Consider the following 24,972-nt stretch of genomic DNA (forward strand, 5'->3'; position numbering starts at 1 on the left):
AACCTCAACACCTAAATAATGAACTGTTTTCACAACAGCTGAATATTTAACAGTTCCAACGACCTTTACATTTGGCGCAGCACCATAAGCAACGAAAGCACCAGCTCCACCTGTAATTTTTGTCTCGCTCTTTGGTTTGCTAACGAAAGCCAAACCAACATCTCCGAGAACCCCAAGCTCTACCTTATCTTGTGAATAAGCAGTATAGCTCAAACCATACTTAACAGGAACAAATGAATATTCAGCAGACTGATCTTCTTTAGGAAAAGTTACATATCCAACTGAAAGTTGCCCAGCAAACCCTTTGACCTTTAAGAAGCTCTCAGGAACATCATAGCGATAATAAACATTGCCACCGAAGCCCACCGTTGGCTTTTCACTGCGATATCCAAGTGCCAGACCAGCACCAAGCTCCCTTGACAAAGCAACATTACTTAACAATAACACCAAAGCTAAAAATAAAAAAAGACCACGCATGTTTTTAACCTCCCTTTATTTTTTAATTTGTTTATTTTTTTACCTCAGCCTAAAATATAGCAAACTTTAAATTCAAAGTCAAGAGATAAAAGAGGCTCTCGTTCAGAAATTCAAATTAATTTGCTTTCCTTGCAATATCAGGTTTTATATTTTTCCCCTCTTTTAAAAGTTTTTGCAGTAATTCCTTTTCAACTGCGGTGACTTTATCCGGCACCCAAATTTCAACTTTGACAACGAAATCCCCCTTTGAATTTTTATCAACAGATGGCAATCCTTTACCTCTGAACCTTATCTCCTTACCCGATGGTGTTCCAGGTTCAATTTTAACCTTTAAACTTCCATTTATATATGGCACATCAATTTCAGTTCCAAGCACTGCTTCAGGGAAACTTATCAAAAGTGTATAATAAATGTCATTTCCCTTTCTCACAAAAAACGGATGTTGCTCTTCTTCAATCACAACTATCAAATCCCCAGGTGCTCCACCTCTTATCCCTGCATCTCCGTAACCACGAATTGTCAGATAATTTCCCTCTCTTACACCTGCTGGAATATCAACATCAACAACACTTTCCCCATAGACTCTTCCCTCACCGCCACAAACATTGCAAGGTTCTTTTATAATTTTGCCTTCCCCGCCACAATTTGAACATGTGGTAATTGTAACCATCTGTCCAAAGAATGAACGCCGAACTTGTTTCACCTCACCTGTCCCGTTGCAAACCGGGCATACAGTATAACCGCTCCTTGATTTTGCGCCTGTTCCTCCACATGCTTCGCATACCTTGAAATGTTTGATTTTCAACTTCTTCCTTATACCCGTTGCGATTTCCTCAAGTGTTAACTTCAGCCTTAACTTCCTATCCGAGCCAGGTATACCCCTTTGAGCTTTTCGGGTTTGGGTTCTAGTGCCAAAGAAATCATCAAAAAATCCACCACCAAATGAATCAAAAATATCTCTGAAAACATCAAATATATCGTGAACATCTGTGAAATGAATGTAATCGCTTTCACTTATCCCCGAATGACCATACATATCGTATCTTTTCCGCTTCTCGGGGTCGCTTAAAATTTGATATGCTTCTGTTATCTCTTTAAATTTCTCCTCCGCTTCCTTGTTCCCGGGATTTCTATCGGGATGATATTCCATTGCAAGTTTCCTATAAGCACGCTTTATCTCCTCAAGGGTTGCATCTCTGGAAACCCCAAGTATTTCGTAATAATCTTTTTTCGGCATTTATGGTAAATTAAAATTTAACTTTCTCTGTGATCATCGCTGAAATCAACTTTTAAATCGTTCTTCTTTTCCTCTTTCTGATTTTCAACAGAGCTTGAAACTATAACCTTTGCATGACGCAGAACTTTATCGTAATACATATAACCCCGCTCAACTTCATCAATCACCGTATCAGGTGGAACATCATTTCGTGGAATTCTTAACAAAGCTTCATGATAATACACATCAAATGGCTTTCCAACGGACTCAAATGGCTTAACACCATGCGTTTCAAGAATTTTCATCAGCTTTGTATAAATCATCTTAACTCCCTGATAAAACGACTCAAAATCAGGTCTCTCCTTTCCGCTTGCAAGCGAGCGCTCAAGGTCATCAACAACTTGCAAAATTTCAAGCAAAAGTTTTTCATTGGCATATTTAACAGCATTTGCAAAATCAGCTTCAAGCCGTTTCTTGTAATTCTCAAATTCAGCTACCCTCCTCAATAGCCTATCTTTATATTCATTAAGCTCCTTCTTTAAATTTTCATTCTCAATTTTAAGTGCACTTAATTCATCTATGGCTTCTTCAGTAAGTTGTTCTCCCAAGTTTTCTTCAGATTTCTGTTCAGGGATTGATTGTTCAAGCGTTTTCTGTTCCTCGTTTTCAGCATTTATGGATTTAGCATTTTCATCCTTTATCATCTTCGTATAAAATTTTTGTTTTTATAAAAAGTTAATGCAAAACCTCAGAAAGAACATCACGAGTATAATTTACAAGTGAGATCATTCTACTATAATTCATCCTTTTCGGACCAATCAAACCAATTACACCCGAGACACCACCAGCTTTATATTCAGAAGCTATTAAGGTATAATCTTTCAACCTATCTTCCATGTTTTCCTCACCAATTGAAACAACAACTTTATCCGTGTAAAATTTTCCCCCTGACTGCATTTTCAAAACCTGAAAAATTTGAATTATCTTATCCTCATTCTCAACAAGCTCCATTATATCACGGACTTTCTCAGGGTCGCTGAACTCTGGATGTTCAAGTATATCTGGAACACCACCAATATGAATTTTATCAATATCATAAAAATCGTAAAATAACCTCTCCGCTGAGCGAATAAAAACATTAATGATTCCTCTGTAATCCTGCTCAACATCCCGAACTCTTTCAACAAATGTTTCCCTTACCTGTTTTAATGTTAAGCCAGAGAGACGCTCATTCAAAATAGTTTTGACAAAGTCAAGTTTATCCCTTGATACTTCACTTGAAACCTCAAGAATTATTGTTCTGACAAGCCCGGATTGTAATGTTATAACAACAAGTAATCTCGTCTCTGATATGCTGACAATGTCAAGCTTTGTTAAAATGGCATCATTTATCTGCGGGGTTGACGCAATGCTTAACTGCTTTGATATTTTTCCAATTAGCTTTGAGATATGTCTCAAAATTTCCTCAAGCTCGCTTTTATCCTTTACAACATTTTTGATCACTTCCTTCTCATCCGGGCTTAAATCTTTTACCTCAAGGAGGTTATCAACATAGAATCTGTATCCTTTATCAGTTGGTATTCTCCCAGCAGATGCGTGCGGATGCCATAAATAGCCAAGATCCTCAAGATCAGCCATTACATTTCTAACCGTCGCAGGGCTAATGTTAAGATTATATTTCTTCACAAGGTATCTTGAGCCCACTGGTGTTGCGGTCATTATAAATTCCTGAACTATGCAGTTTAATATCATCTTTTCCCGAGGTGTCAGCTCTCTGCTCATATAAATTCACCTCCAGGTATCTGAAAACAGCTTTTAAATTTTGTAAATTTCTCAAATGACGAGTTTAATTTTTGTATTAAAAAATACAAAAAAATAAGCAGTTTTTCAAATATACGCCATGACTTCACAACTTGATTTTCTCATCCTTTTTGATTATCATTGTAAAAAACCAACCACAATATGTGTTTGATAATGAAGAAAATTCTCTTCTGGTTAAAAGCTGGAATTATTATTTTAATCACCATTCCGATGGCCATAATCACTGCCCTGCTTTTACCTTTCAACTATAAAGGAAAAATCTATCACTTCATGGCAAAAATCTGGTCAAAAATCGTTCTTTTCATTTTCAATATCAAGATAAAAGTCAAAGGTCTTGAGAACATCTCAAACGGGAGAAATTATATTTACATTTCCAATCACGCAAGCGCTATGGATATCCCCGCGCTTATTTGCGGAATTCCAGACCAAATCCGTTTCCTTGCAAAACAGGAACTTGGCAGGATACCATTGTGGGGATGGCTTCTAAAATATGGTGGTTATATATTAATTGATAGAAGAAATCCGAAAAGGGCGATGAAAAGCGTTCAAAAAGCAATTGAAAAAATCAAAAGCGGTGTATCAGTTCTTGTATTTGCTGAAGGCACAAGAAGTTTTAACGGGGAACTCTTACCCTTTAAGCGTGGTGGATTCATGCTCGCTATTAAATCAAATACACCCATCGTCCCAGTTACAATCCTAAACAGCTATAAAATCATGAGAAAACATAAACTTGAGGTAAGCCCTGGAACAATTGAAATTTTGATTGACAAACCCATTCTTGTTGATGACTTCTCAGGTCGGGACGGAGAGACAAAGCTTATGGAATTAACACGAAATATAATTAAACAAAACCTTGAAAAAACAAAAACCGAATAAAAAATATGCCAGTAACGATCAAAGATGTTGAATATATCGCAAATCTTGCACGACTTGAATTCAAAGAAGAGGAAAAGGAAAAATTCACGGAACAGTTTAACAGAATCCTTGAATACATGGATAAACTTAACGAACTTGACACAACAAATGTTGAACCCCTTTATCATGTTATTGATTTGAAAAATGTTTTTCGTGAAGATGTTGTAAAAGAAAGTTATCATCGTGAAGAAATACTAAAAAATGCTCCATCAAGAACGGATTTCTTCTTTAAAGTCCCGAAGGTGATCTCTGTTGAAAAACATTCAGAAGAGAATTCAACGGAAGATAAAGAATAAAGTTAAATCATGCCAAATATCATCGCAGTAATCCCAGCAAGATATGCTTCAACGAGATTTTCCGGGAAACCACTTGCTGATATCCTTGGGAAACCAATGATAAGATGGGTATATGAAAATGCGATGTCATCAAAGCTTGTTAACAAAGTTTTTGTCGCAACAGATGATGAGAGAATTTTTGACATAGTTAAAAATTTTGGCGGAAATGCAATTATAACACCAAAAGAAATACAAACTGGAACCGATAGAATTGCATACGCCGTTCGGGATCTTGATGCCGATATAATTGTAAATATCCAAGGAGATGAACCGTTGATTTCAGGAGAAATGATTGACTCCGCGATAGAACCCTTTCTAAATGAAAATGATATTGACATCTCAACGCTTGCCGTAAAAATAAACGATGTTGAAAATCTTTTCAATCCAAATGTTGTAAAAGTCATCCTTAACAAAGACAACTTCGCACTTTACTTTTCCCGTAGCCCAATCCCCTTTTGCAGAGATGCACAAACAAATGAGGAATGGCTAAAAACAGGAATTCATTATAAACACATCGGAATTTATGTATACCGAAAAGATTCGCTTTTAAAATTTGTTGAGCTTAAAAGATCAAAGCTTGAAGAAGCAGAGAAACTTGAACAGTTAAGAGCACTTGAAAATGGTATGAAGATAAAAGTCGTATTAATAGATAAAGATACTATCGGGGTTGATACACCAGAAGATCTTGAAAAGGTCATCCGAATTTTAAAACAAAATAAACTTCAGAATAATGGATAAGAAAACAAAATATATCTTCGTCACAGGTGGGGTTGTTTCCTCGCTTGGGAAAGGAATTGCATGTGCATCGCTTGGATTACTGCTTAAAGCAAGGGGTTTAAAAGTCACAATACAGAAATTTGATCCCTACATAAATGTTGACGCAGGAACAATGAACCCATATCAACACGGCGAAGTTTATGTAACAGACGATGGAGCAGAAACAGATCTTGACCTTGGACATTATGAAAGGTTCCTTGATATAAACATGTCAAAGTTAAATAACACAACTACAGGTCAAGTTTATTATGAGGTCATAATGCGAGAAAGAAAAGGCGATTACCTTGGTGCAACCGTTCAAGTTGTCCCACATATAACAAACGAAATCAAGAGAAGGATTACTCTTCTGACTAAAGAAGATAACTACGATGTCATCATAACAGAAATTGGTGGAACCGTTGGAGACATAGAAAGTTTGCCATTTCTTGAGGCGATAAGACAATTTATGCTCCAAGTCGGAAAGCAAAATGCAATTAACATTCATGTTACACTTGTCCCTTATATTAAATCGGCTGGCGAACTCAAAACGAAACCAACACAACACAGTGTGAAGACATTACTTGAAATCGGAATTCAGCCCGATATTTTAATCTGCAGAACTGAAAAGCCTTTGACAAAAGAGATAAAAGAAAAAATCGCTTTATTTACAAATGTTGAACCAGAAGCAGTAATTCAGGGAATTGATGTTGACTCAATCTATGAGGTTCCTTTGATATTCTATGAAGAAGGACTTGATGACATCGTCCTCAAAAAGTTAAACATTTCAGCCAAAGAACCTGATTTAAAAGAATGGGGAAAATTTGTTGAAAAGATAAAAAATCCGAAGGATTCCGTTGATATTGCAATATGTGGTAAATACACGGAGTTAAGGGATGCTTATAAAAGCATAATTGAAGCATTTGTTCACGCAGGAGCTGAAAATGAGTGTAAGGTTAATATAAAATGGATAAAAGCGGAAGATATAGAAAAATATGGCGCTGAAAAATTTTTAAAAGATGTCTATGGACTTCTAATTCCAGGTGGATTCGGGGAAAGAGGAATTGAGGGAAAGATAAAAGCAATTCAATATGCCCGTGAAAATAAAATTCCATTCTTCGGGATATGTCTTGGAATGCAATGCGCAGTGATTGAATTTGCACGAAATGTATGCGGTTTGAAAGACGCTAATAGCACCGAGTTCAACCCATCAACTCCATATCCCGTGATTGATCTACTACCAGAACAGTTGGGAATTCAAATGAAGGGCGGAACGATGAGATTAGGTTCATATCCAGCAGTTTTAAAACAGGGAACAAAAGCATACTTGGCTTATGGAACTGATAAAATACAAGAAAGGCATAGACACAGATACGAACTTAACAATAAATTCAGAGAAATTCTTGAATCAAATGGAATGATATTCAGCGGTCTTTCCCCCGATGGTTTGCTCGTTGAAATAATTGAAATCCCAGAACATCCATGGTTTGTCGGTGTGCAGTTCCACCCAGAACTTAAATCAAGAGCAACAAAACCTCACCCGCTTTTCCGTGATTTTGTGAAATCAGCAATTGAATTTAAGAATAAAAAAGCAAAAACCCCTGAAAAGATAGAGATAAATGCCAAGGTTTAATTTAGATGCAAAAGCAAAAGAAACTTTAAGAAAAATTTTCAGAGCAAATGATAAGGCAATTGAAAGATTTGAAAAAGTCATTGATGATTTCATAATATCAACCTCAAATTTTGACCTTGCTGAAACCTTCATAAAAAATTTCATCATCTCCATTGATATTTCACCTAACCCAGAACAAAGCTTAAACAATTTCGTTCGCTTCACTGAAAATGCATTTAGCAAATCCTCACTTTACAAAAATCTCGCCCTTTACCCGCAAATGTTAAAAATTCTATTGATCACATTTGGATATTCTCAATATTTTGCCGATATACTTGTTCGTGATCCAGAGCTTTTCCCATGGCTTACATCCACAAATGAAATTGATAAAAAGAAAACAAGACAGGATTATTTAACCGAGGCAAAAAATTCAATCGCACATTTTCAAAACTTAAAAAGCAAACTCAACGCACTCCGACGATTCAAACGAAGAGAAATTTTAAGAATTGGAGTTCGCGATATACTTGGGATTGCCGACTTTGAAGAAACTGTTGCATCTCTTACCGAGCTTGCCGAGGCAATCATTGAAGTTTGCCTTCAACTTGGAATAGAAGAAACTATCAAGAAATTTTCCTCTTTCCCGGAAACTGAATTTTCAATCATAGGGCTTGGGAAATTAGGAGGGGAAGAGTTAAACTATAGTTCAGACATTGACCTTATTTTTGTCTATAATCAAGACGGAAAAATTAAGGTAAACAACGAAGATATATCCTATTATGAAATTTTCAACCATCTTGTTGCTCTTTTGATAAATTTTCTCTCTGAAAACACAGAAGAGGGAAACCTTTACAGAGCCGATTTCAGGTTGAGACCCGAAGGGGTTTCTGGTTCGCTTGCTCGCTCTTTACTTGGTTATCTGACATATTACGAAGTTTATGGAAAACTCTGGGAAAGGCAAATGCTAATAAAAGCAAGACCTATCGCTGGGGATGTAAATTTCGGCTGGAAATTTTTGAACATGCTTGATTCATTTATTTATCCAACAACATTTTTTGAAAACCCAGTTGCTGAAATTGCAAAAATAAAGGCAAAACTTGAAGCAACAGCAACAACTGAATACAACATCAAACTCCGAAGAGGTGGGATAAGGGATATTGAATTTATCGCTCAAACGCTACAACTTTTAAACGCTGGGAATTTTACAGAATTAAAAACCCAAAACACATTAAAAGCAATAGAAAAACTTGCAAAATTTGGATTTATCACAAAAAATGATGCAAAAATACTGAAAGAAAATTACATCTATTTTAGAAGAATTGAACACATACTTCAAATCTCACACAATATTCAAACCCATACCATTCAAATTGACCCACATTTTCTGAGCGTGCTCGCTAAAGCAATGAAAAATTATGAAAAGAGAAGCGGGGTTCTCTCCTTCCCACCGCCATCTGTCCCTGACTGGAAAATTTTTAAAAATGAGCTTGATGAAAGATTTGAAAATGTTAGAAAAATCTATGAAAAAATTTTTACAATTGAAGCGAAACCAGAACTATTTATCCCAGATGTTATTGATGATGAAGTCGCAAAGGAGAAATTAAAAAAATTTTTTTCAAATCTTAATTTCAGAAACATTGAAAGGGCAATTAGAAACATTGAATTTCTCTCAAAGGGAAAACTCATCACAGGTGAGGAAGTTTTCAGCGCAAGTGAGGAAAACTCATTCGCAAAAATATCTGCTCTCATACTTAACGAAATCTCAAAAACATTGATCCCTGACATAACACTTGACAACTTCAGAAAAATTGCGGAGGGGTTTCGCTATTCAAAATTTTTTTACGAGATGCTCTTAAACGATTCATTCAGAAAAATAATTCTTAACATCTCTCAATTTAGCACGAGATTTTCAAACCTTCTTTCATTAAAGACATATCTTTTTGATATGATTTTATCTGAAAACAATTTAAGCAAGGGGAAAAGCACAGATGATATTTTTGAATTCTTCAAACGCTCTGGTGATTTCAATCTCCATGATTTTAAATTCTTAAATGAGTTGCGGTTGCTTATTCTAAACCTTGACGGTTTCATCAATTTCTTTCGGCTTTCAAAGGAATTAACCTTGCAAGCGGAATTAATTTCAAGAAAAATTTTTTACGAGAATTTTGATGAGGATGAAAGACAAGCGATTGTCATACTTGGGCTCGGAAAATTTGGCTCTGAAGAAATGAATTTTGATTCCGACCTTGATATAATGTTCATAACCGATGAAACAAATCAAGAAAGATACAGAGATTTGACATTAAAATGCGAAAAAATGATTAAAAAATTAACACACACTGAAATTGAAAAATTATATGAGGTTGATGTAAGGCTTCGCCCAGAGGGTAAAAATGCTCCTATCCTTGCCAATCTGAAGTATCTTGAAACATATCTTGAAAGTCGTGCACAGTTTTGGGAAATTCAAGCATTAACAAGAGCCAGATTCATCGCTGGAAATTTTGAAATCGCAAAGAAGGTTTTTGACCTAATTTACGATAGAATTTTAAAGGTTAAATTCACAAAATCCCTCGCAGAAAATATTTTAGAGATAAGAGAGAAAATGGAGAAAAATATAAAATACGGTAAAATGGACATAAAATTAAGCCCAGGGGCTTTGACGGATATTGAATTCATAGCACAAATTCTGCAGATGAGATATCTAAGAAACCTGAATGCCATTGAACGAAACACAGTAAAAGCGCTTGAGAAGCTTTTCAAAGACAATTTAATAAAAGAGGATGAATATAAAACTTTGAGCGAAAATTATGAATTTTATAGGGAGATTGAAAAGTTTATGCGAATTTCACTTTGGACAAGGTTAAACACGCTCCCAGATGAAATTGAAAAACTTGAATATCTATCGCTTTGCCTTGGCTATAAATTTCCAGAAGAGTTCATTAATTCGGTTAAAAGCAGGATGAAAAGGACAAGAGAAATTTTCAGGAATATTGTTGAAAGAATCACTCACCAATGATTTTGATTATAACTCTTTTTCTCCTTTGACCGTCAAATTCAGCATAAAAAACCTGTTGCCAGGGTCCGAAATCAAGTCGTCCATCTGTCACGGGAATTATCACCTCATGATGGATGAGCAAGCTTTTAAGGTGAGCATCTGCGTTTGTTTCACCCGTTCTATGATGCTTATAGTTAGGATTAAATGGCGCAAGTTTTTCAAGCCATTCATTTAGATCTTCAATTAGACCATCTTCATCATCATTGACAAACACTCCAGCTGTCACATGCATAGCGGAAACAAGGCAAAAGCCCTCTTTTATACCGCTTTTCTTCAAAGCCTCATTTACTTTATCAGTGATATTAATTATCTCACGCTTGTTTTTGGTGTTAAAAGTTAGATATTCCGTGTAAGATTTCATCTTGCCGTATTTATTTTGTTTTAAAAAATTAAGATAAGTTTAAAACCAAAGGGCTCAAGCTTAAAATTGACAAACTCTTCAAGTTTAACTTCCTCAGTCTTCTCCTCAAAAACATCATAAAACTTAACTTTTCCATTTTTGACCTTTTTCCTCAAGATTTCATCAACTTGTAATTTTGTTGTTACCCCCCATGTTGAAAAATTTGCCACGACAAGAACTGTTTCGTCTTTATATTTCCTCCAGAAAGCATAAACCTTGTCATCGTTTGATGTTTTTACCTTTATCATTTCACCTCTTCTCAAAGCAAGTGATTTCTTTCTGAAATTAAACAGTTTTTTGTAAAATGAATAAAATTTTCGCCCCCTTTCGGAGTTGTCCCTTGGCATCACTTGTTTTTCAAAAAGCGAAAGATTTGTCGTATCTCCATACTCCTGCCCGTTGTAGATGAGCGGGACGCCAGGGATTGTATTGACAATGAGCGCTGAAACAAGCGCCCCATCTTCACCGAAAAATTTTACAGCTCTTGGCTTATCATGATTCTCGTTAAAACGCAACCTCAACGAACCTCTTGGAAATTTGTATTTTTCACCCTCAAGAACATTGTCAAGGACAGAAGGAAGATGACCCTTTCTTATTATCCTTGCAAGCGCATCGTAAACATTCCAGCTATATGTCAAGTCAAATGCCTCAAGATGTTGTTCTGGTAAGCTTCCCTCGGCAAGCATCATCACTGGTTTAATTTTATCAAGCTCCTTTCTTGCCTCGTTCCAAAAATCAGTAGGCACAAGCTCCGCAACATCACATCTGTAACCATCAATATCAAACTCACGCACCCAATATCTCATAACCTCAATCATATATCGTCTCAACTCCTGAACATCATAATTCAAATCAGCAACATCTACCCAATCGGAATTTGGGGAAATTATCTCACCTTTATCATTTTTAACATACCACTCTGGGTGCTCCCTGATCAGATCGTTATCCCATGCAGTATGGTTTATCACAAGGTCAATTATAACTTTTATCCCGTTTTCATGGGCAGTTCTGACCAAGGACTTAAGATCTTCTTCCGTTCCATATTCGGGGTTAATTTTGAAATAATCCTTCACGGAGTATGGACTTCCCAAAGTTCCTTTTCTCTTAACCTCACCAATTGGATGAATTGGCATTAGCCAGATCACATTTATACCAAGTTCTTTAAGTCGTGGAATTTCCCGCTCTACTTCTTTAAATGTCCCTTTTTCGGAAAAAGCTCTTGGAAAAACTTCGTAAATTACGGCATCTTTGACCCATTCTTCACTTTTTCTTGCTTTCTTATAATAAAACTCACCCTTTAAAAGATCAGAGATTTCTGAATATTCAACTATTGCGACTGGCTTATAAATGCCACCAGGTCCACCGTGATCAATAACCATTACGACAAGTTCGTTTTCCCCTGGTTTTAAAAATTTCGTCACATCAAAATAAAATTCGTCGCTATAGCCACGATGTTCGCCAACGAACTCACCATTTAACCAAACACCACAATCATCATCAACACCCCCGAAGAAAATTGCATATTTTTTTCTTTTGTCAATTTTAGGCATCTCAAAACTTTTATAATACCAGGCAATTCCGTCATGCTTTGAAAAGTTTGAATATCTCTCCCAGAACCCTGGAACTTCTACACTCACCCAATCAGTCCTGTCAAAATTTGCGGAATACCACAGTTGTGAAAGCCCCACATCTTCAGGGTCAACCTTAAAGAGCCACTCACCATTTAATTCAAGCATTTTCCTTGGGCTGGAAGTATATTTTGAAGAATAACAGGAAAAGAAAAAAAGCAGAAAGGACAAAATTAAAAATCGCATAGCTATTTTATAACTATCATTTTTCTTATCTCATATCCACGCTGTGTTTGAAGTTTGTAAAAATAAATTCCACTCGTTATCTCATTTGATTTCACATTCCCGAGATTAAACGAAATCTCATGTCTCCCTGCGCTTTGAAATCCATCAACTAAAATGGCAATTTCACGCCCAACAATATCATAAACAGTTAATTTGACATAAGTATCATTGAAAAGATTGTAAATTATCCTCGTCTCGGAATTAAATGGATTAGGAAAGTTCCCAATGATTTCAAAATCCCTCTTCAACCCCATGCCGATTTTAACTTCATCAGAAAATTCAATACTGCCATTTCTATTGACTCGTTTGACCCTGTAATAATAAACGGCATTGTTTTCAGCAGTCGCATCAACAAATGTATACCTTTTCTGTTCGGATGGGAAAATTTGATAAACAGGTTGAAACAATTCATCTCTTACCTTTCTTTCAACGACAAACCTATCAATGAAAGAAGGATCTTCAACTTCCCAGTTTATAATGATGTTATTATCTTTCAGCTGGGCTGAAATTTTTACTTCTGGCGAACAAATCGGAGCCGATGATGGAACAAATTTAACACCACTTGATTCAACACCGCTTACATTTCCAGAGATATTTACTGTTTCATTTTCAAATTTCAAAAGAAAGATTACCTCGGTATCAGCTTTTACAAAATATCGCGAAAGACGCTCCACAATCCCTGCTCCCCCACCTTTAAGAAGAACAACTTCATCAATCAAAACATTTTCAACCCTCACGCTTGGGCGGTTTATCTCAAATTGTAATAAATTCGGTATCAAAACCTCATCAATCCTTTCACCATCAATATAAAATCTTAAAAAATTGTCCGATTGTCCGATGATAATGTTATGCCATTTCCCATCGCTCACAAACTTCGGCAACACCACTTCATATTTTCCAATTGAATTGTTTATTGAAAAGAATATATTTCCAGATTTCAATCCAACTATCATAAAACTTTTATCAATCCCAGATTTAAATGTGATCATCTTTCCTTTCATCAATGTCGTCTTAATCCAGAACGACAGCGTAAAGCCATTTTTTGCGGTAAATTTTTCATTCATATTAAATTTGATAAATCCTTCTTTCTCAAATTTGGCACATAAGCCAGCTGTTTTCTCAACGGAGCTTTTAACTTTGATGGTAAGCTGCCCTTTCCCTACCCCCACTGTGTCATAGATCAAAGAATCCGAGTAAAGTTTCACAGGTAAAAATTTTATTTTGATTTCACCTATCGTTCTCGCACTCATTACAAGGGCGTAACTTCGCAAAGCGGATGAATGAACAAAGGTATCAGCGAAGATAAAGGTTTTCTGAGCGAAAAATCCATTTGGGAAATGATTCTTTGGAATAAAAAATTGATTTAACTTAACCAGTTCAACATTAAAAATTGAATCCTCAAGCAAGAGGAACTCGTGTAGGCTAACCTCTCCGTCAATTGAAGCAATGATAAAAATTTTATCTTCTGGTTCTGTATAAATATCAAGTTTAACGGCGAATTTTTCACCTTTTACGACTTCATCTGGGTATTGAGCAAGGGAAATTTTTTGAGCGAACACTTGCGAAAATATTGAGGACAGGACAAGAAACAGGATGAAGAATTTTTTAAAAATCAAATTATCACACGGCGAACTTTTATCATCACCCATAGCGGTTGGATAATTTTGTTTTCATCTCATTTTCCTTAAAAATTCAAGGCGATCTTTTAACATTGAAGCGGGCATCAAAAGCTTATCCTTTCCAAAAATTGCGTCTTCCCTGTTTGTAAAAACAAGCTCATATTCTTTGCTCATCACAATCGCTTCTTCAGGACAAACTTCTTCGCACAGTCCGCAATATATGCAACGCAACATATTTATTTCAAATTTCTTTGGATATCTTTCCTTATCAAGTTCAGTTTCATCAGCGACAACCTCAATAGCAAGAGCAGGACAAACTCTTGCACAAAGCCCACAAGCCACACATCTTTCAACTCCAGTTTCATCATCTACAACGAGGACAGGTCTTCCACGAAAAGAAGCTGGTGGTTGCCATTTGACATCTGGATATTCAAATGTGAATTTGGGTTTAAATATCTGACGAAATGTAATGCTCAAACCTTTAAAAATTTCGGGAAGATAAAGCCGTTCAAGAAGGTTCATATTTGATTTACGCTTTATCTCCCTTGTCCTCGGTCTTCCGTTTATCTTTACTTGGTTCATTTTCAAATTGAAAATTTATTTTAAAGAATGATTTTCACAAGCCCAGTTATTAAAACATTTAAAAGCGCAAGTGGCAATAAAACCTGCCATCCAAGACGCATAAGTTGGTCATATCTAAATCTTGGCAATGTCCATCTAACAAGCATGAAAAGGAAAATTATAAATCCTGCTTTTGCGAAAAACACAATCACCTGCAAAATCCCAGCGAGATTTGGGTTCATCCCACTGTAAATATCAAAAAACGGGAAATACCATCCACCAAGGTAAAATGCTGAAACAAGCAAACTTGCAGTTATTATGTTCGTGTATTCGGCAAGATAAAACGCGCCAAACTTCATCCCTGAATATTCTGTATGATAGCCTGCAACAAGTTCAGGTTCCGCTTCAGGGAGATCAAACGGTAATCTGTTGGTTTCGGCAAAAGCCGAAACAAGGAAAATTATAAAACCAACGGGTTGATAAAATATATTCCAAACATTTGCCTGAGAGCGTATTATCTCATCAATTTGAATTGATCCGGAAACAAGAACAACACCCACAAGCGAAAGCCCGAGTGAAAGCTCGTAACTTATCATCTGTGCCGAAGCCCTCAAAGCACCTAAAAGTGAATACTTATTATTTGAGGACCACCCACTTAAAGTTACTCCATAAACACCAAGCGAACTTAAAGCGAGAATATAAAGAAATCCGATATTTACATCAGCTACGACAAGTTTAATCTCTTTTCCATCAATAACAAGTTTCTCACCAAGTGGTAAAACTGCAAAAACACTATATGCGACAAAAAGCGAAATTATAGGTGCGATCGTATGCAAAGCCCTGTCCGCATTCGCAGGAATTATCTCTTCCTTGAAAATAATTTTTATAACATCAGCAATTGGCTGAAACAACCCAAAAGGACCAACCCTGTTGGGACCAAGCCGATCCTGAATAAATGCTGAAACCCTTCTCTCAACATAAGTTAATACAGCGGATGCACTTAAAAAAAGAAGTATGAAAATGGCAGATTTAATGATCACAATTAAAATCGTTTCCATGTGCTTTATCTTTTTAATTTTTGTTTAAGATCAAAATCTAAATGGCGTCAAAAATTAAACTTCAACCTCTGTCGCCTTTCTATTTATCATTGCTCCTGCATCACCGATTGATTCATAGGTTAAACCTCTGAACTCACGAACATTTTGCGCAAGTTCATTGAATACATCTTCAACATTTTTATAGCTAAACTTTGCACCAAGCTCATTCGCAATCTGCATAATTACCCACCATGACGGTTTGACATTCCTTCTCTCACCGCTTGCCCATCTATCAAAACTAGTTCCAAACTTGAACAGCCGAGATAAAGCAAGCTTTGACTTATCAATTTCTCCCGTATTAGGCTTTATTTCACCAAATTTTCTCGGTTTATAAAGCATGTATGGTTCAACATCTTTAGGAAGAACAGCAATGTTGATCTTTTGAACTCGTCCTTCAAAGTTTGTAAATGTTCCCTCTTTCTCCGCAAATGATGCGCTCGCAAAAACAACTGTCGCTTTCTCAACAGTTCTATTCTTATTTGTTGCATGAACAATTAAATCAACACCATCAAGCAAATTATAAATTTCATCGTTAAGGACGATATCATCATCCATTACATAAATAACTTTAAATTTCCTTTCCTTCAAGCCTTCAATTATCTCTTCAAATCCATGTTTATTCCCTGTCCTGACACCAACGAGCTCTGCTCCAGTTGAATTTGGAGTTTTATCAGCTCTTATGAGAAAATCGTCCTCATCCCCATCTTTAACATGTGGTAAAAAGTCAATATAATCCGTCTTAAGGACAGATTTGGCAAACTTTTGAAGGATAAAATTATCTTCATTTGTCGCATACGCTGAGCCAATCACAGCAACCTCATTAGGTTTAACTTTCCTGAGCAAAGAACTTGCTTTTTCTATTGCAATATCCCAATCAACTTCAACAAGTTCACCATTTTGGCGAATCATAGGGGATTTTATTCTGTCCTCAGAATTTACAGGTTTATAAGTGAAGCGCCCATAATCACACATCCAGTATCTATTAACTTCCATGTTAATTCTTGGTGTGATTCTTAAAATTTGATTATTTCTAACCCAAAGATATACATTGCAACCCCTTGAGCAACCCGGGCATATACTTGGGATCGCCGTCATATTCCATGTTCTCTCTTTAAATCTGAAATCCCTTGAGGTAAGCGCACCAACGGGGCATATATCAATTATGTTCATTGAATAAGGATTGTCAACCCGTTTTCCTGGAAAAGTCGTCAGAACTACTCTGTCCCCTCTTTGCGTAAATGTAAGCTGTGGATCTTTTACTATCTCCTCAAAAAATCTTACGCATCTTGAACACATGATACATCTTTCAACATCCAGAACAATGTTTGGACCAAGTGGAACCCTTTTGGGTTTATGAACTTTCTCTTCATCAAATCTGCTATGCCCTGGACCATAGATATATGTGTAATTTTGAAGTTTACATTCCCCAGCTTCGTCACATATTGGGCAATCTAAAGGATGATTGATAAGAATAAACTCAAGAACAGCTTGCCTTGCTTTCTTTACTTTTTCACTTTTGGTATGAATGATCATTCCATCCATAACCCTGGTTGCGCAAGCAATAGCAAGCTTTGGCATCTTCTCAATCTCCACAAGGCACATTCTACAATTTCCAGCTATTGAAAGTGCAGGATGATAACAAAAATGTGGAATATCAATTCCAAGTTCAAGTGCAGCTTGAAGTACAGTTATTCCATCTTTTACTTCAACTGTTATTCCATCTATTGTTATTTTTGCCATTTGAACTCCTGATTTGTTTATCAGTCAAGTTTAATTAAATCTTCAATTGGGGTATATTCAAGCCCAAATGTTTCTGCTACTCCTATATGTGTGACCTTACCCTCAATTATATTAACCCCTCTTCTCAACTCTTTATTGGTTTTTATAGCCATTTCAAAACCTTTATCAGCAAGCTCAACTACATACGGCAATGTTGCATTAGTAAGTGCAATGGTTGATGTTTTTGGAACGGCTCCTGGCATATTTGCAACGCCGTAATGAATAACCCCATATTCAACATACACGGGGTCATCGTGTGTTGTTGGTCTTATGGTTTCAATGCAACCTCCTTGATCAACTGAAACATCAATTATCACTGCACCTTCCTTCATTTGAGCGACCATTTCTTTCGTCACAAGTTTTGGAGCTTTTGCTCCTGGAATCAAAACAGCTCCGATTAAAACATCAGCTCTACGAACTGCTTTTGCTATGTTATACTCATTAGAGGCCATTGTTATAACATTTTTGGGCATTATATCATCAAGATATCTTAGCCTTTGGAGATTGACATCAAGAATTGTAACTCTTGCGCCGAGCCCAGCTGCTATTTTTGCTGCGTTTGTTCCAACTACCCCGCCACCAATAATTGTGACATCAGCCGGCTCAACTCCCGGAACTCCTCCAAGCAAGACACCACGACCACCCATTGACTTCTCAAGATATTTCGCTCCTTCTTGAGGTGCCATCCTCCCGGCGATTTCACTCATCGGTTCAAGTAAAGGTAAAGTTCCGTCATCTTTTTGAACCGTTTCATAAGCAATCGCAATACATCCAGATTTAATGACAGCTTCGGTTAATTCACGACTTGCTGCAAAGTGAAAGTAGGTAAAAACAATTTGATCTTTTCTCAACAAATCATATTCATAACCTATCGGTTCCTTAACTTTAACAATCATATCCGCCTTTGCATAAATTTCCTTTGGGTCATCAACAATTTCAGCACCAGCGTCCCTGTAAAGATCATCACTAAAACCACTACCCAACCCAGCGCCCTTTTCAACCAAAACAGTATGACCATGCGCTTTGAGAATTGAAACACCAGCTGGTAAAAGTGCTACCCTATTTTCCATTCTTTTGATTTCTTTTGGAACGCCAACGATCATAGGTTTTCTCCATATTATTTTTTGCTGGATTTATAATTATCGTTGTAAATCTCTCCTCGTTCAAAATTTCACTTGCAATCTCCTGAACCTCATCAGGTGAAATCTTCTCAATCCTCCGTATGATATCACCAATATCGGAATATACACCATCATAAACAAGCTCTATTTGTGCAAGCCTTTGCATACGGTTTGACATGCTCTCCAAACCAATTAACAAAGAACTTTTAACCTGCGCCTTCGCCCTTTTTAGCTCATCTGGGTCAATTCCATTTTTAACAATCAAATTAAATTCTTTCCATACGAGATCAATTGCTTTTGAAACATTTTTCTTATCACACGCAAAATAAACTCCAAAAATTCCAGAATCCTTAAACATCGTATAAAACGAATAAATTGAATACACAAACCCATACTTTTCCCTTATATTCTGAAACAACCTTGAACTCATCCCATCACCAAGAAGAGTGTTAAGAAGGAACAGGTGATCTCGTTTTGAATCTTTTGCTCCATAAGTTGCGGTTCCTATGCAAACATGAGACTGACTTGCTGGCTTCTCAATCACATAATTAACAGCACTTACCTTCTCAGGCTTCTTTCTCATATGATAAAAACCATTTCTATTCGTCAGATTAAAAAACTTGCTAACATATTCAACAAGTTTATCATGGACAAGATTTCCAGCAGCGGAAATTACAATGTTAGCGGGATTATAAAATGCCCTCAAATGTTCAAAAAGCTTCTCTCTTGTAAATTTACTCACAGTTTCCCGCGTCCCAATTATCGGAAAACCAAGCGGATGAGGATAATAAATATGGTATTCAAGTAGATCACCAATATATTCCTCAAGATCATCCTCAATATCTTTTATCTCTTCAAAGACAACCCCCTTTTCCTTTTCAATTTCTTTTTTGTCAAATACAGGATTTTGAACTATATCTGAAAGTATCTCAACCCCCTCTTTTAAGTGCTCACTTAAGATTCGCACATAGAAGCAGGTGTTTTCCTTTGTCGTGAAAGCATTAAGATAACCACCGATATTCTCAACAAATTCAGCTATTTCCCTTGTATTTCTCTTTTTCGTCCCCTTAAAAACCATATGCTCTATGAAATGGGTTATCCCATTATTTAACTCGTTCTCGTCCCTTGAGCCTACATCAACCCACACACCAATAGAGATACTTTTAACATGTGGGATTGATTCGGAAACAATTTTTATTCCATTTTCAAGAACGGTTTTATTGTAATTTGAAGTCAATCCTTGAACTTTTCTTTTCTCTGCTATCGTTGATTTTTTCATTTCGTGATAAAGTTTGTCAAAAATTTGAATTTTAATTTACTCAAAATATACCAATACCTTTCAAAATAATCAAGAAAAGAGGCATCGTTTAGAATCAGGTGAAATAATTTCTCTCCCAAGTTTTAAACTAAATTCAGATTTAATTGATTTTTTGGCTTTAAATTTTTATATTTATACTTGAAAAAGGCGACGTACCCAAGTGGCTAAGGGGGCGGTCTGCAAAACCGCTATTCCTGGGTTCGAATCCCAGCGTCGCCTCAAAATTTGTTAAATAAAATACAGATGAACGAAAATGGCAAATATATGTGCAATCTGCGGTAAGAGACCTATTACAGGACACAGAATAAGTCATGCTCATAATCTTTCAAAAAGAAGATGGATACCAAACCTTCAAAAAGTCAGAGCTGTAATTGATGGCGAGGTCAGAAGAATAAAGGTATGTACTACCTGCATAAAATTGGGACGAGTTCAAAAACCAGCCTAAATTGAATCCCGACCTTTGGGGTCGGGATTTTTTATTACTATGGTAGCAAAAATAGCAATAATTACACTTTCCATCCTTGGCTTTTACATCTCACTTTATTTCACATTTGTTTATTATCAAATTGTTTCTCCCTCAAAATTTCTTGTCCCTAAAATATGTAAATTAACCGAAAACACCTGTCAAATGATAATTTACAGCGAATATGCTAAACTTCTTGGATTGCCAAATTTCATCTATGGGCTCGCTTACTATTTTGCTATTTTACTTTTTGCTATTTTAGAAAGTAACGGTTATATTAAAACAGCAATTGCAATAGCTTCATGGTTTGTGGTCGCTGTTGGAGTTTATCTGGTTTATATACTTACAAGAGTTCTAAAGGTTAATTGTCTCCTTTGCTTTGTAAGCCATATTTTAAATTTCTTGATTGCTATTTTAATTCTTTTAAAATGAAACTCTCAAACAAAATGAAAAAAGTAGGTTTAATCTATCACGAAGATTATCTCAAACATGATACAGGTGTTGGACATCCTGAAAGAAAAGAACGGCTGGTGGCAATCGTTGAACACTTGAAAAAGTCAAATTTGAGCGAGAAGATTGAATGGATTTCACCAAAATTAAGAAATGATGTGGAAAAGTGGATACTTAAGGTTCATCAACCAAGTCATCTTGAATTTGTAAGGACTTCAATCTTGAAGGGGATCCGATTACTTGATTTTGGAGATACCTATGTCAGCAAAGATTCTTTTGATGTTGCTTTGCTTGCCGTTTCAGGCGTGCTTGAAGGTGTTGATAAAATCTTTAAAGGAGAATTGGATAAGATCTTTTGCGCCGTTAGACCACCAGGACATCATGCAGAGAGCAGAAGAGTAATGGGATTTTGTCTCTTTAATAATGTTGCAGTGGCAGGAAGATATGCACAGGAAACTTACGGGGTTGAGAAAGTAGCAATAATTGATTGGGATGTTCATCATGGCAACGGGACACAGGAAATTTTCTATGAGGACCCAAGCGTCCTTTATATAAGTTTACATCAATATCCATTTTATCCCGGAACTGGCTCTCGTGAAGAAAAGGGAAGCGGAAAAGGATACGGGTTCACTTTAAACTTTCCAATGCCAGCTGGGTCAAACGATGAAGATTATTTGAAAATATTTGGGAATGAGGTCTCTCCTGCCCTTGAAAAGTTTCAACCTGAATTTATAATAATTTCCGCCGGCTTTGACGCCCATCAAGATGACCCCCTCGCTGGGATGAAACTCACCGAGGAAGCATTTAAAATGATGACTAAATTAACAAATGAAATCGCATTAAAATTTTCACATGGTAAAATTTTATCCGTTCTTGAGGGAGGTTATAATCTTGAGGCGCTTGCGAGATCAGTAGAAAATCATTTAATGGCATTCGTTGAAATGTGATTCAAATCACTTCACTAACTTAAAAATTTTGCTTAACTTAAATCGTAAACATAAAACAAATTTACTGGAGCAAAAATGCGAGGTATAATTTTTCTTTCCACTTTAATAACCTTTCTTATTTTTTTATATGGCTGTTTTGAAAAGCCATCAGAACCTGTTCTGCCAACTTGGGACGTTGATTTAACAGTTCCAATTCTTGATAAAACATTTACACTTGGTGATCTTGTTGAAAAAGATACGACACATTTTAAAACAATGAGCAATAATCAAATTTATTACTCCGTAACAAACGAACTTGAAGCAACAACTGTTGGTGACAATTTAAAAATCTCGGATATTTCAACCTCGGCACAAACACAACTTGGAAATTTTGAGATCAAAAACCCAGGGACAATAAGCGCAAATATTAAAGCATATGAAATCTTCCCTACTTTATCTTCAAATTTACCACCAGGGAATTATATTATCCCTTCCAACGCACCGGGTCAAACAATTTCAACAAATTTCAGCGCATTTGATAATTTTCAATCACTAACTTTTGATGGCGGTGTTTTAAAAATTACAGTGACCAACGGGCTTCCAGTAAAACTGATATTTCCAGGGGGGCTTAAAATTTACGCTCAAAGCAATCCCTCAACTCCAATTATCACTTTATTTGAAAATGACACTGTAGACGCAAATTCAACCAAAACAGCTGAGGCAAATTTAGCTGGGAAAACTTTGCCATCAAATCTTGGTTTTACAGCCACAATCTTTTCACCAGGTAGTGGGGGGACGCCTGTTTATCTTGACATAAACCAAATGTTTCTTACCGTTTCTGGCTCGCTTGAAAATTTGAGCATCGCCCAAGCCACCGCACGAATTCCAACCCAAACAGAACCCGTTGTGATTGACACCTCGTTTGTCCTTGAGCCAAATGAACCTCAACCGAATTTGATAGACCAACTCGTATTCAAAAGTGGACAAATGAAAATCAAAATTACGAACAACATTGATCTTGGTTTAAACGGAAGCCTTACACTTTATAATTTTAAAAGAAAGTCGGACAACTCACCATTACAAATCTCGCTTAACATCGGGAGGAAAAATTCGCCCAATAATATCGTTGAACAAAATATAAACCTTGGCGATTATAAACTTATTGGCAATCTCTCAAATAAAATTTCATATCGTGTTGAGGTTCTTACTGAAGATACAAGGGATGAGTTCAGAACGATAACAAAGAATGATGGTCTTTCAGCAGAGATAAGTTTATCAAATCTCGTCATTGAATCAATCTCAGGTAAAGTTAAACCAACAGAAATTAATTTTGAAGAGCAAAAAGTAAATCTTGCTGGACTTAAGGATTATAGAGAGAAATTTAAAGGTAGTTTGAGGCTTGACGATATCCGGATTGAGCTGAATTTAGTAAAAACGGCACAGTTTACATTTGATATGAATTTAAAGGTAAAAGCCAAGAATACAAAAACTGGAAAAGTTGACTCACTTGAAATCCCAATTGACCAGCGAAGATTTTCTGGAACATCACACAGAATAATTCTTGACAAAAATAATAGCAATATAGTAAATTTCATCAACTCATTTACGAGCGGAGATGGAGAACTTCCAGATTCTCTTTTCGTAACTGGTTTTGCTTTTCTTAATCCAAATTATGAAGCTGGTCAAGTTTCATCAAAAGATTCAATCTATGGCTCAATAACAATAAGTTTTCCGGCTAGCTTTGGTATTTCAAATGCTGAACTTAGAGATACAAGCGAAGTTGAAGAACTTTCAGATGAAACGAAAAAAGAACTTGATAAGATGAATTACGGAAAGTTGTTCGTTGAGGTTGAGAATGGGCTTGGAGTTGAATTAAAATTTAGAGCGACAATTTTGGGTTTCGTTATGGATTCGCTTATTGCAATTCCAAAGACCAACAATTTTACAATTCCATCAGCACCCATTGGTAACGATGGTTTTTCGGTGGGAACATCAAAATTCACAAATGTTATAGAACTTGAAAAAGATGAAATTCAAAAGTTGAAAAATATGAAGTTTATTCGCTCACTTATTTTGCTTGCAACAGCTGAAAATGGAAGGGTGGTTAAATTCAGAACAACCGACTCAATCAAAGTCAAAATCTACGGCAGATTAAACTATAAAGTTGAAATTTCAAACAAATAAAAAAGGATAGAAAATGAGGTTTAGAACATTAATTTTATTGCTGGCACTCTTTTTTACAATCGCACATAGCGGGGATGATAAGTCAAACGTTCGTGGTCTTGGAATGGCTGGAGCAACAACTGCAACAAGCAGAACAATTGATGCAATTGGGATAAACCCAGCTTTGCTCGCTTATATGGGAATTGCAAAGGGATCAGAGATCAAAGGTAGAATTATTGATGCAGAAACAAAACAGCCAGTTCCAGGGGCACAAATCACCATTAAAAAGCTAAACTTAACATCAAGGGCAAATTTTAGTGGTGAATTTTCAATTAAAAATGTCCCTCCGGGAAATTATGTGGTTATCGTGACCCAAAAAGGATATGAAACACTTGTGATAAATAAATTTAGAGTTAATGCAAACTCTGTAATCAGCGGGACAATTAAAATTTCAAGAAAAGAAACGAAAGAAGAAAAAACAATTGATTTTAGTGAGATCGGTTTTGATATCAAAGAACAAAAACCGATAATCTATAACGACAACAGTGGATTTACCTTGAGCTTAATTCCACAAATTGGAGTTGGCGTTGGGATGAACTTTTTGAGTTATAATCTTTATCTTGACTATTTTACTGGGGTTGACAGCGCTGGGGAAAAAGTGCCAAAACATTTGACAGACGCTGACAAGAGGAAAATACTTGACTCTTTTAGAGAAAATCCAGGCACTTTGATGTCGCAAGTTGATGTTAAGATATTAAGCATTGCATTTAGCATCAAAAGGATCGGGGTAGCTCTTGGAATGAGAGAAAGAATTATATCAAAATTTGGTATACCGAGAGAATTTATGGAGTTTGCACTATATGGAAATCCCCCGGGTTCGGTCTACTCATATAACCTTGGAATCAACGGGACATGGATGAGAGAATTTTCAGCTTCATTTGGAACAAAACTTCCCGTTGATCTAATTGCTGTTAAAAATATAAATGTTGGGATCGGCGTAAAATATATTCAAGGTTTTGGTTATGTTGGAACGGATAAACT

Annotated in this window: 22 protein-coding genes and 1 tRNA gene; 11 read left to right on the forward strand and 12 right to left on the reverse strand. The window is 36.2% G+C overall.

The window, feature by feature from the left end; genetic code table 11:
- From AT685_RS01415 to hrcA, 4 genes are all read right to left on the reverse strand, one after another.
- A partial coding sequence (locus AT685_RS01415; RefSeq protein WP_143713070.1) for a hypothetical protein occupies window positions 1–477 on the reverse strand: 477 nt, incomplete at its 3' end.
- Between the two features lie 115 nt (window positions 478–592).
- On the reverse strand, window positions 593–1,714 hold the full coding sequence (gene dnaJ / locus AT685_RS01420; protein ID WP_072151241.1) for a molecular chaperone DnaJ: 1,122 nt from the start codon (window positions 1,712–1,714) through the stop codon (window positions 593–595).
- 17 nt (window positions 1,715–1,731) lie between these two features.
- Complete coding sequence (locus tag AT685_RS01425; RefSeq protein ID WP_072151242.1) at window positions 1,732–2,397, reverse strand: nucleotide exchange factor GrpE; 666 nt, start codon at window positions 2,395–2,397, stop codon at window positions 1,732–1,734.
- A 31-nt stretch (window positions 2,398–2,428) separates the two neighbouring features.
- A complete protein-coding gene (gene hrcA / locus AT685_RS01430; protein ID WP_072151243.1) occupies window positions 2,429–3,475 on the reverse strand; it encodes a heat-inducible transcriptional repressor HrcA in 1,047 nt (348 codons plus the stop codon).
- A gap of 192 nt (window positions 3,476–3,667) precedes the next feature.
- Between hrcA and AT685_RS01435 the strand changes: the two genes are divergently transcribed.
- The 5 genes from AT685_RS01435 to AT685_RS01455 are packed head-to-tail and all read left to right on the forward strand — an operon-like array spanning window position 3,668 to window position 10,142.
- Window positions 3,668–4,390: a lysophospholipid acyltransferase family protein gene (locus AT685_RS01435; protein ID WP_159420446.1), complete on the forward strand. Its 723-nt coding sequence runs from the start codon at window positions 3,668–3,670 to the stop codon at window positions 4,388–4,390.
- Between the two features lie 5 nt (window positions 4,391–4,395).
- Window positions 4,396–4,725 (forward strand): Asp-tRNA(Asn)/Glu-tRNA(Gln) amidotransferase subunit GatC, encoded by a 330-nt coding sequence (gene gatC / locus AT685_RS01440; protein WP_072151245.1) that lies wholly within the window; start codon window positions 4,396–4,398, stop codon window positions 4,723–4,725.
- A gap of 9 nt (window positions 4,726–4,734) precedes the next feature.
- Window positions 4,735–5,502: a 3-deoxy-manno-octulosonate cytidylyltransferase gene (gene kdsB, locus AT685_RS01445; protein WP_072151246.1), complete on the forward strand. Its 768-nt coding sequence runs from the start codon at window positions 4,735–4,737 to the stop codon at window positions 5,500–5,502.
- Window positions 5,495–7,150: a CTP synthase gene (locus AT685_RS01450; RefSeq protein WP_072150241.1), complete on the forward strand. Its 1,656-nt coding sequence runs from the start codon at window positions 5,495–5,497 to the stop codon at window positions 7,148–7,150. Before kdsB ends, AT685_RS01450 begins: the two co-directional genes overlap by 8 nt.
- Complete coding sequence (locus AT685_RS01455) at window positions 7,137–10,142, forward strand: [protein-PII] uridylyltransferase family protein (protein WP_072151247.1); 3,006 nt, start codon at window positions 7,137–7,139, stop codon at window positions 10,140–10,142. Before AT685_RS01450 ends, AT685_RS01455 begins: the two co-directional genes overlap by 14 nt.
- Here AT685_RS01455 and AT685_RS01460 read toward each other — a convergent pair.
- The 8 genes from AT685_RS01460 to AT685_RS01500 all read right to left on the reverse strand — a co-directional run bounded on the left by AT685_RS01460 (window position 10,129) and on the right by AT685_RS01500 (window position 19,890).
- Window positions 10,129–10,542: a secondary thiamine-phosphate synthase enzyme YjbQ gene (locus AT685_RS01460; RefSeq protein ID WP_072150243.1), complete on the reverse strand. Its 414-nt coding sequence runs from the start codon at window positions 10,540–10,542 to the stop codon at window positions 10,129–10,131. The genes AT685_RS01455 and AT685_RS01460 overlap by 14 nt on opposite strands.
- Before the next feature lie 20 nt (window positions 10,543–10,562).
- On the reverse strand, window positions 10,563–12,317 hold the full coding sequence (locus AT685_RS01465; RefSeq protein WP_159420447.1) for an alpha-amylase family glycosyl hydrolase: 1,755 nt from the start codon (window positions 12,315–12,317) through the stop codon (window positions 10,563–10,565).
- Between the two features lie 80 nt (window positions 12,318–12,397).
- On the reverse strand, window positions 12,398–14,083 hold the full coding sequence (locus tag AT685_RS01475) for a LamG-like jellyroll fold domain-containing protein (protein WP_072151248.1): 1,686 nt from the start codon (window positions 14,081–14,083) through the stop codon (window positions 12,398–12,400).
- 21 nt (window positions 14,084–14,104) lie between these two features.
- On the reverse strand, window positions 14,105–14,635 hold the full coding sequence (locus AT685_RS01480; RefSeq protein ID WP_072151249.1) for a NuoI/complex I 23 kDa subunit family protein: 531 nt from the start codon (window positions 14,633–14,635) through the stop codon (window positions 14,105–14,107).
- Window positions 14,636–14,655: 20 nt separating this feature from the next.
- Complete coding sequence (gene nuoH, locus AT685_RS01485) at window positions 14,656–15,672, reverse strand: NADH-quinone oxidoreductase subunit NuoH (protein WP_072150246.1); 1,017 nt, start codon at window positions 15,670–15,672, stop codon at window positions 14,656–14,658.
- A 54-nt stretch (window positions 15,673–15,726) separates the two neighbouring features.
- Window positions 15,727–17,451: a 2Fe-2S iron-sulfur cluster-binding protein gene (locus tag AT685_RS01490; RefSeq protein WP_072151250.1), complete on the reverse strand. Its 1,725-nt coding sequence runs from the start codon at window positions 17,449–17,451 to the stop codon at window positions 15,727–15,729.
- A 20-nt stretch (window positions 17,452–17,471) separates the two neighbouring features.
- A complete protein-coding gene (gene ald, locus AT685_RS01495; RefSeq protein ID WP_072150248.1) occupies window positions 17,472–18,593 on the reverse strand; it encodes an alanine dehydrogenase in 1,122 nt (373 codons plus the stop codon).
- Window positions 18,550–19,890 carry a M16 family metallopeptidase gene (locus tag AT685_RS01500; protein WP_081040523.1) on the reverse strand — a complete coding sequence of 447 codons (1,341 nt, stop codon included), beginning with the start codon at window positions 19,888–19,890 and terminating at the stop codon, window positions 18,550–18,552. The genes ald and AT685_RS01500 overlap by 44 nt, the downstream gene beginning before the upstream one ends.
- Before the next feature lie 185 nt (window positions 19,891–20,075).
- On the opposite strand from AT685_RS01500, the gene AT685_RS01505 reads away from it, so the two are divergent.
- From AT685_RS01505 to AT685_RS01530, 6 genes are all read left to right on the forward strand, one after another.
- A tRNA-Cys gene (locus tag AT685_RS01505) sits at window positions 20,076–20,148 on the forward strand.
- A 34-nt stretch (window positions 20,149–20,182) separates the two neighbouring features.
- Window positions 20,183–20,374 (forward strand): 50S ribosomal protein L28, encoded by a 192-nt coding sequence (rpmB, locus tag AT685_RS01510; RefSeq protein ID WP_072150250.1) that lies wholly within the window; start codon window positions 20,183–20,185, stop codon window positions 20,372–20,374.
- 39 nt (window positions 20,375–20,413) lie between these two features.
- Window positions 20,414–20,824 (forward strand): vitamin K epoxide reductase family protein, encoded by a 411-nt coding sequence (locus AT685_RS01515; protein WP_072151251.1) that lies wholly within the window; start codon window positions 20,414–20,416, stop codon window positions 20,822–20,824.
- A gap of 14 nt (window positions 20,825–20,838) precedes the next feature.
- On the forward strand, window positions 20,839–21,789 hold the full coding sequence (locus AT685_RS01520) for a histone deacetylase family protein (protein ID WP_072151255.1): 951 nt from the start codon (window positions 20,839–20,841) through the stop codon (window positions 21,787–21,789).
- Window positions 21,790–21,864: 75 nt separating this feature from the next.
- The gene (locus tag AT685_RS01525) at window positions 21,865–23,952 is read left to right on the forward strand and encodes a hypothetical protein (RefSeq protein ID WP_072151252.1); all 2,088 of its coding nucleotides are present in this window, start codon (window positions 21,865–21,867) and stop codon (window positions 23,950–23,952) included.
- Between the two features lie 13 nt (window positions 23,953–23,965).
- Window positions 23,966–24,972: DUF5723 family protein (locus AT685_RS01530; protein ID WP_143713071.1), on the forward strand; the 1,007-nt coding region annotated here is incomplete at its 3' end.

It is taken from the genome of Candidatus Kryptobacter tengchongensis (assembly GCF_001458555.1).
In the GTDB taxonomy this organism is placed as follows: Bacteria; Bacteroidota; Ignavibacteria; order Kryptoniales; family Kryptoniaceae; genus Kryptonium; species Kryptonium tengchongense.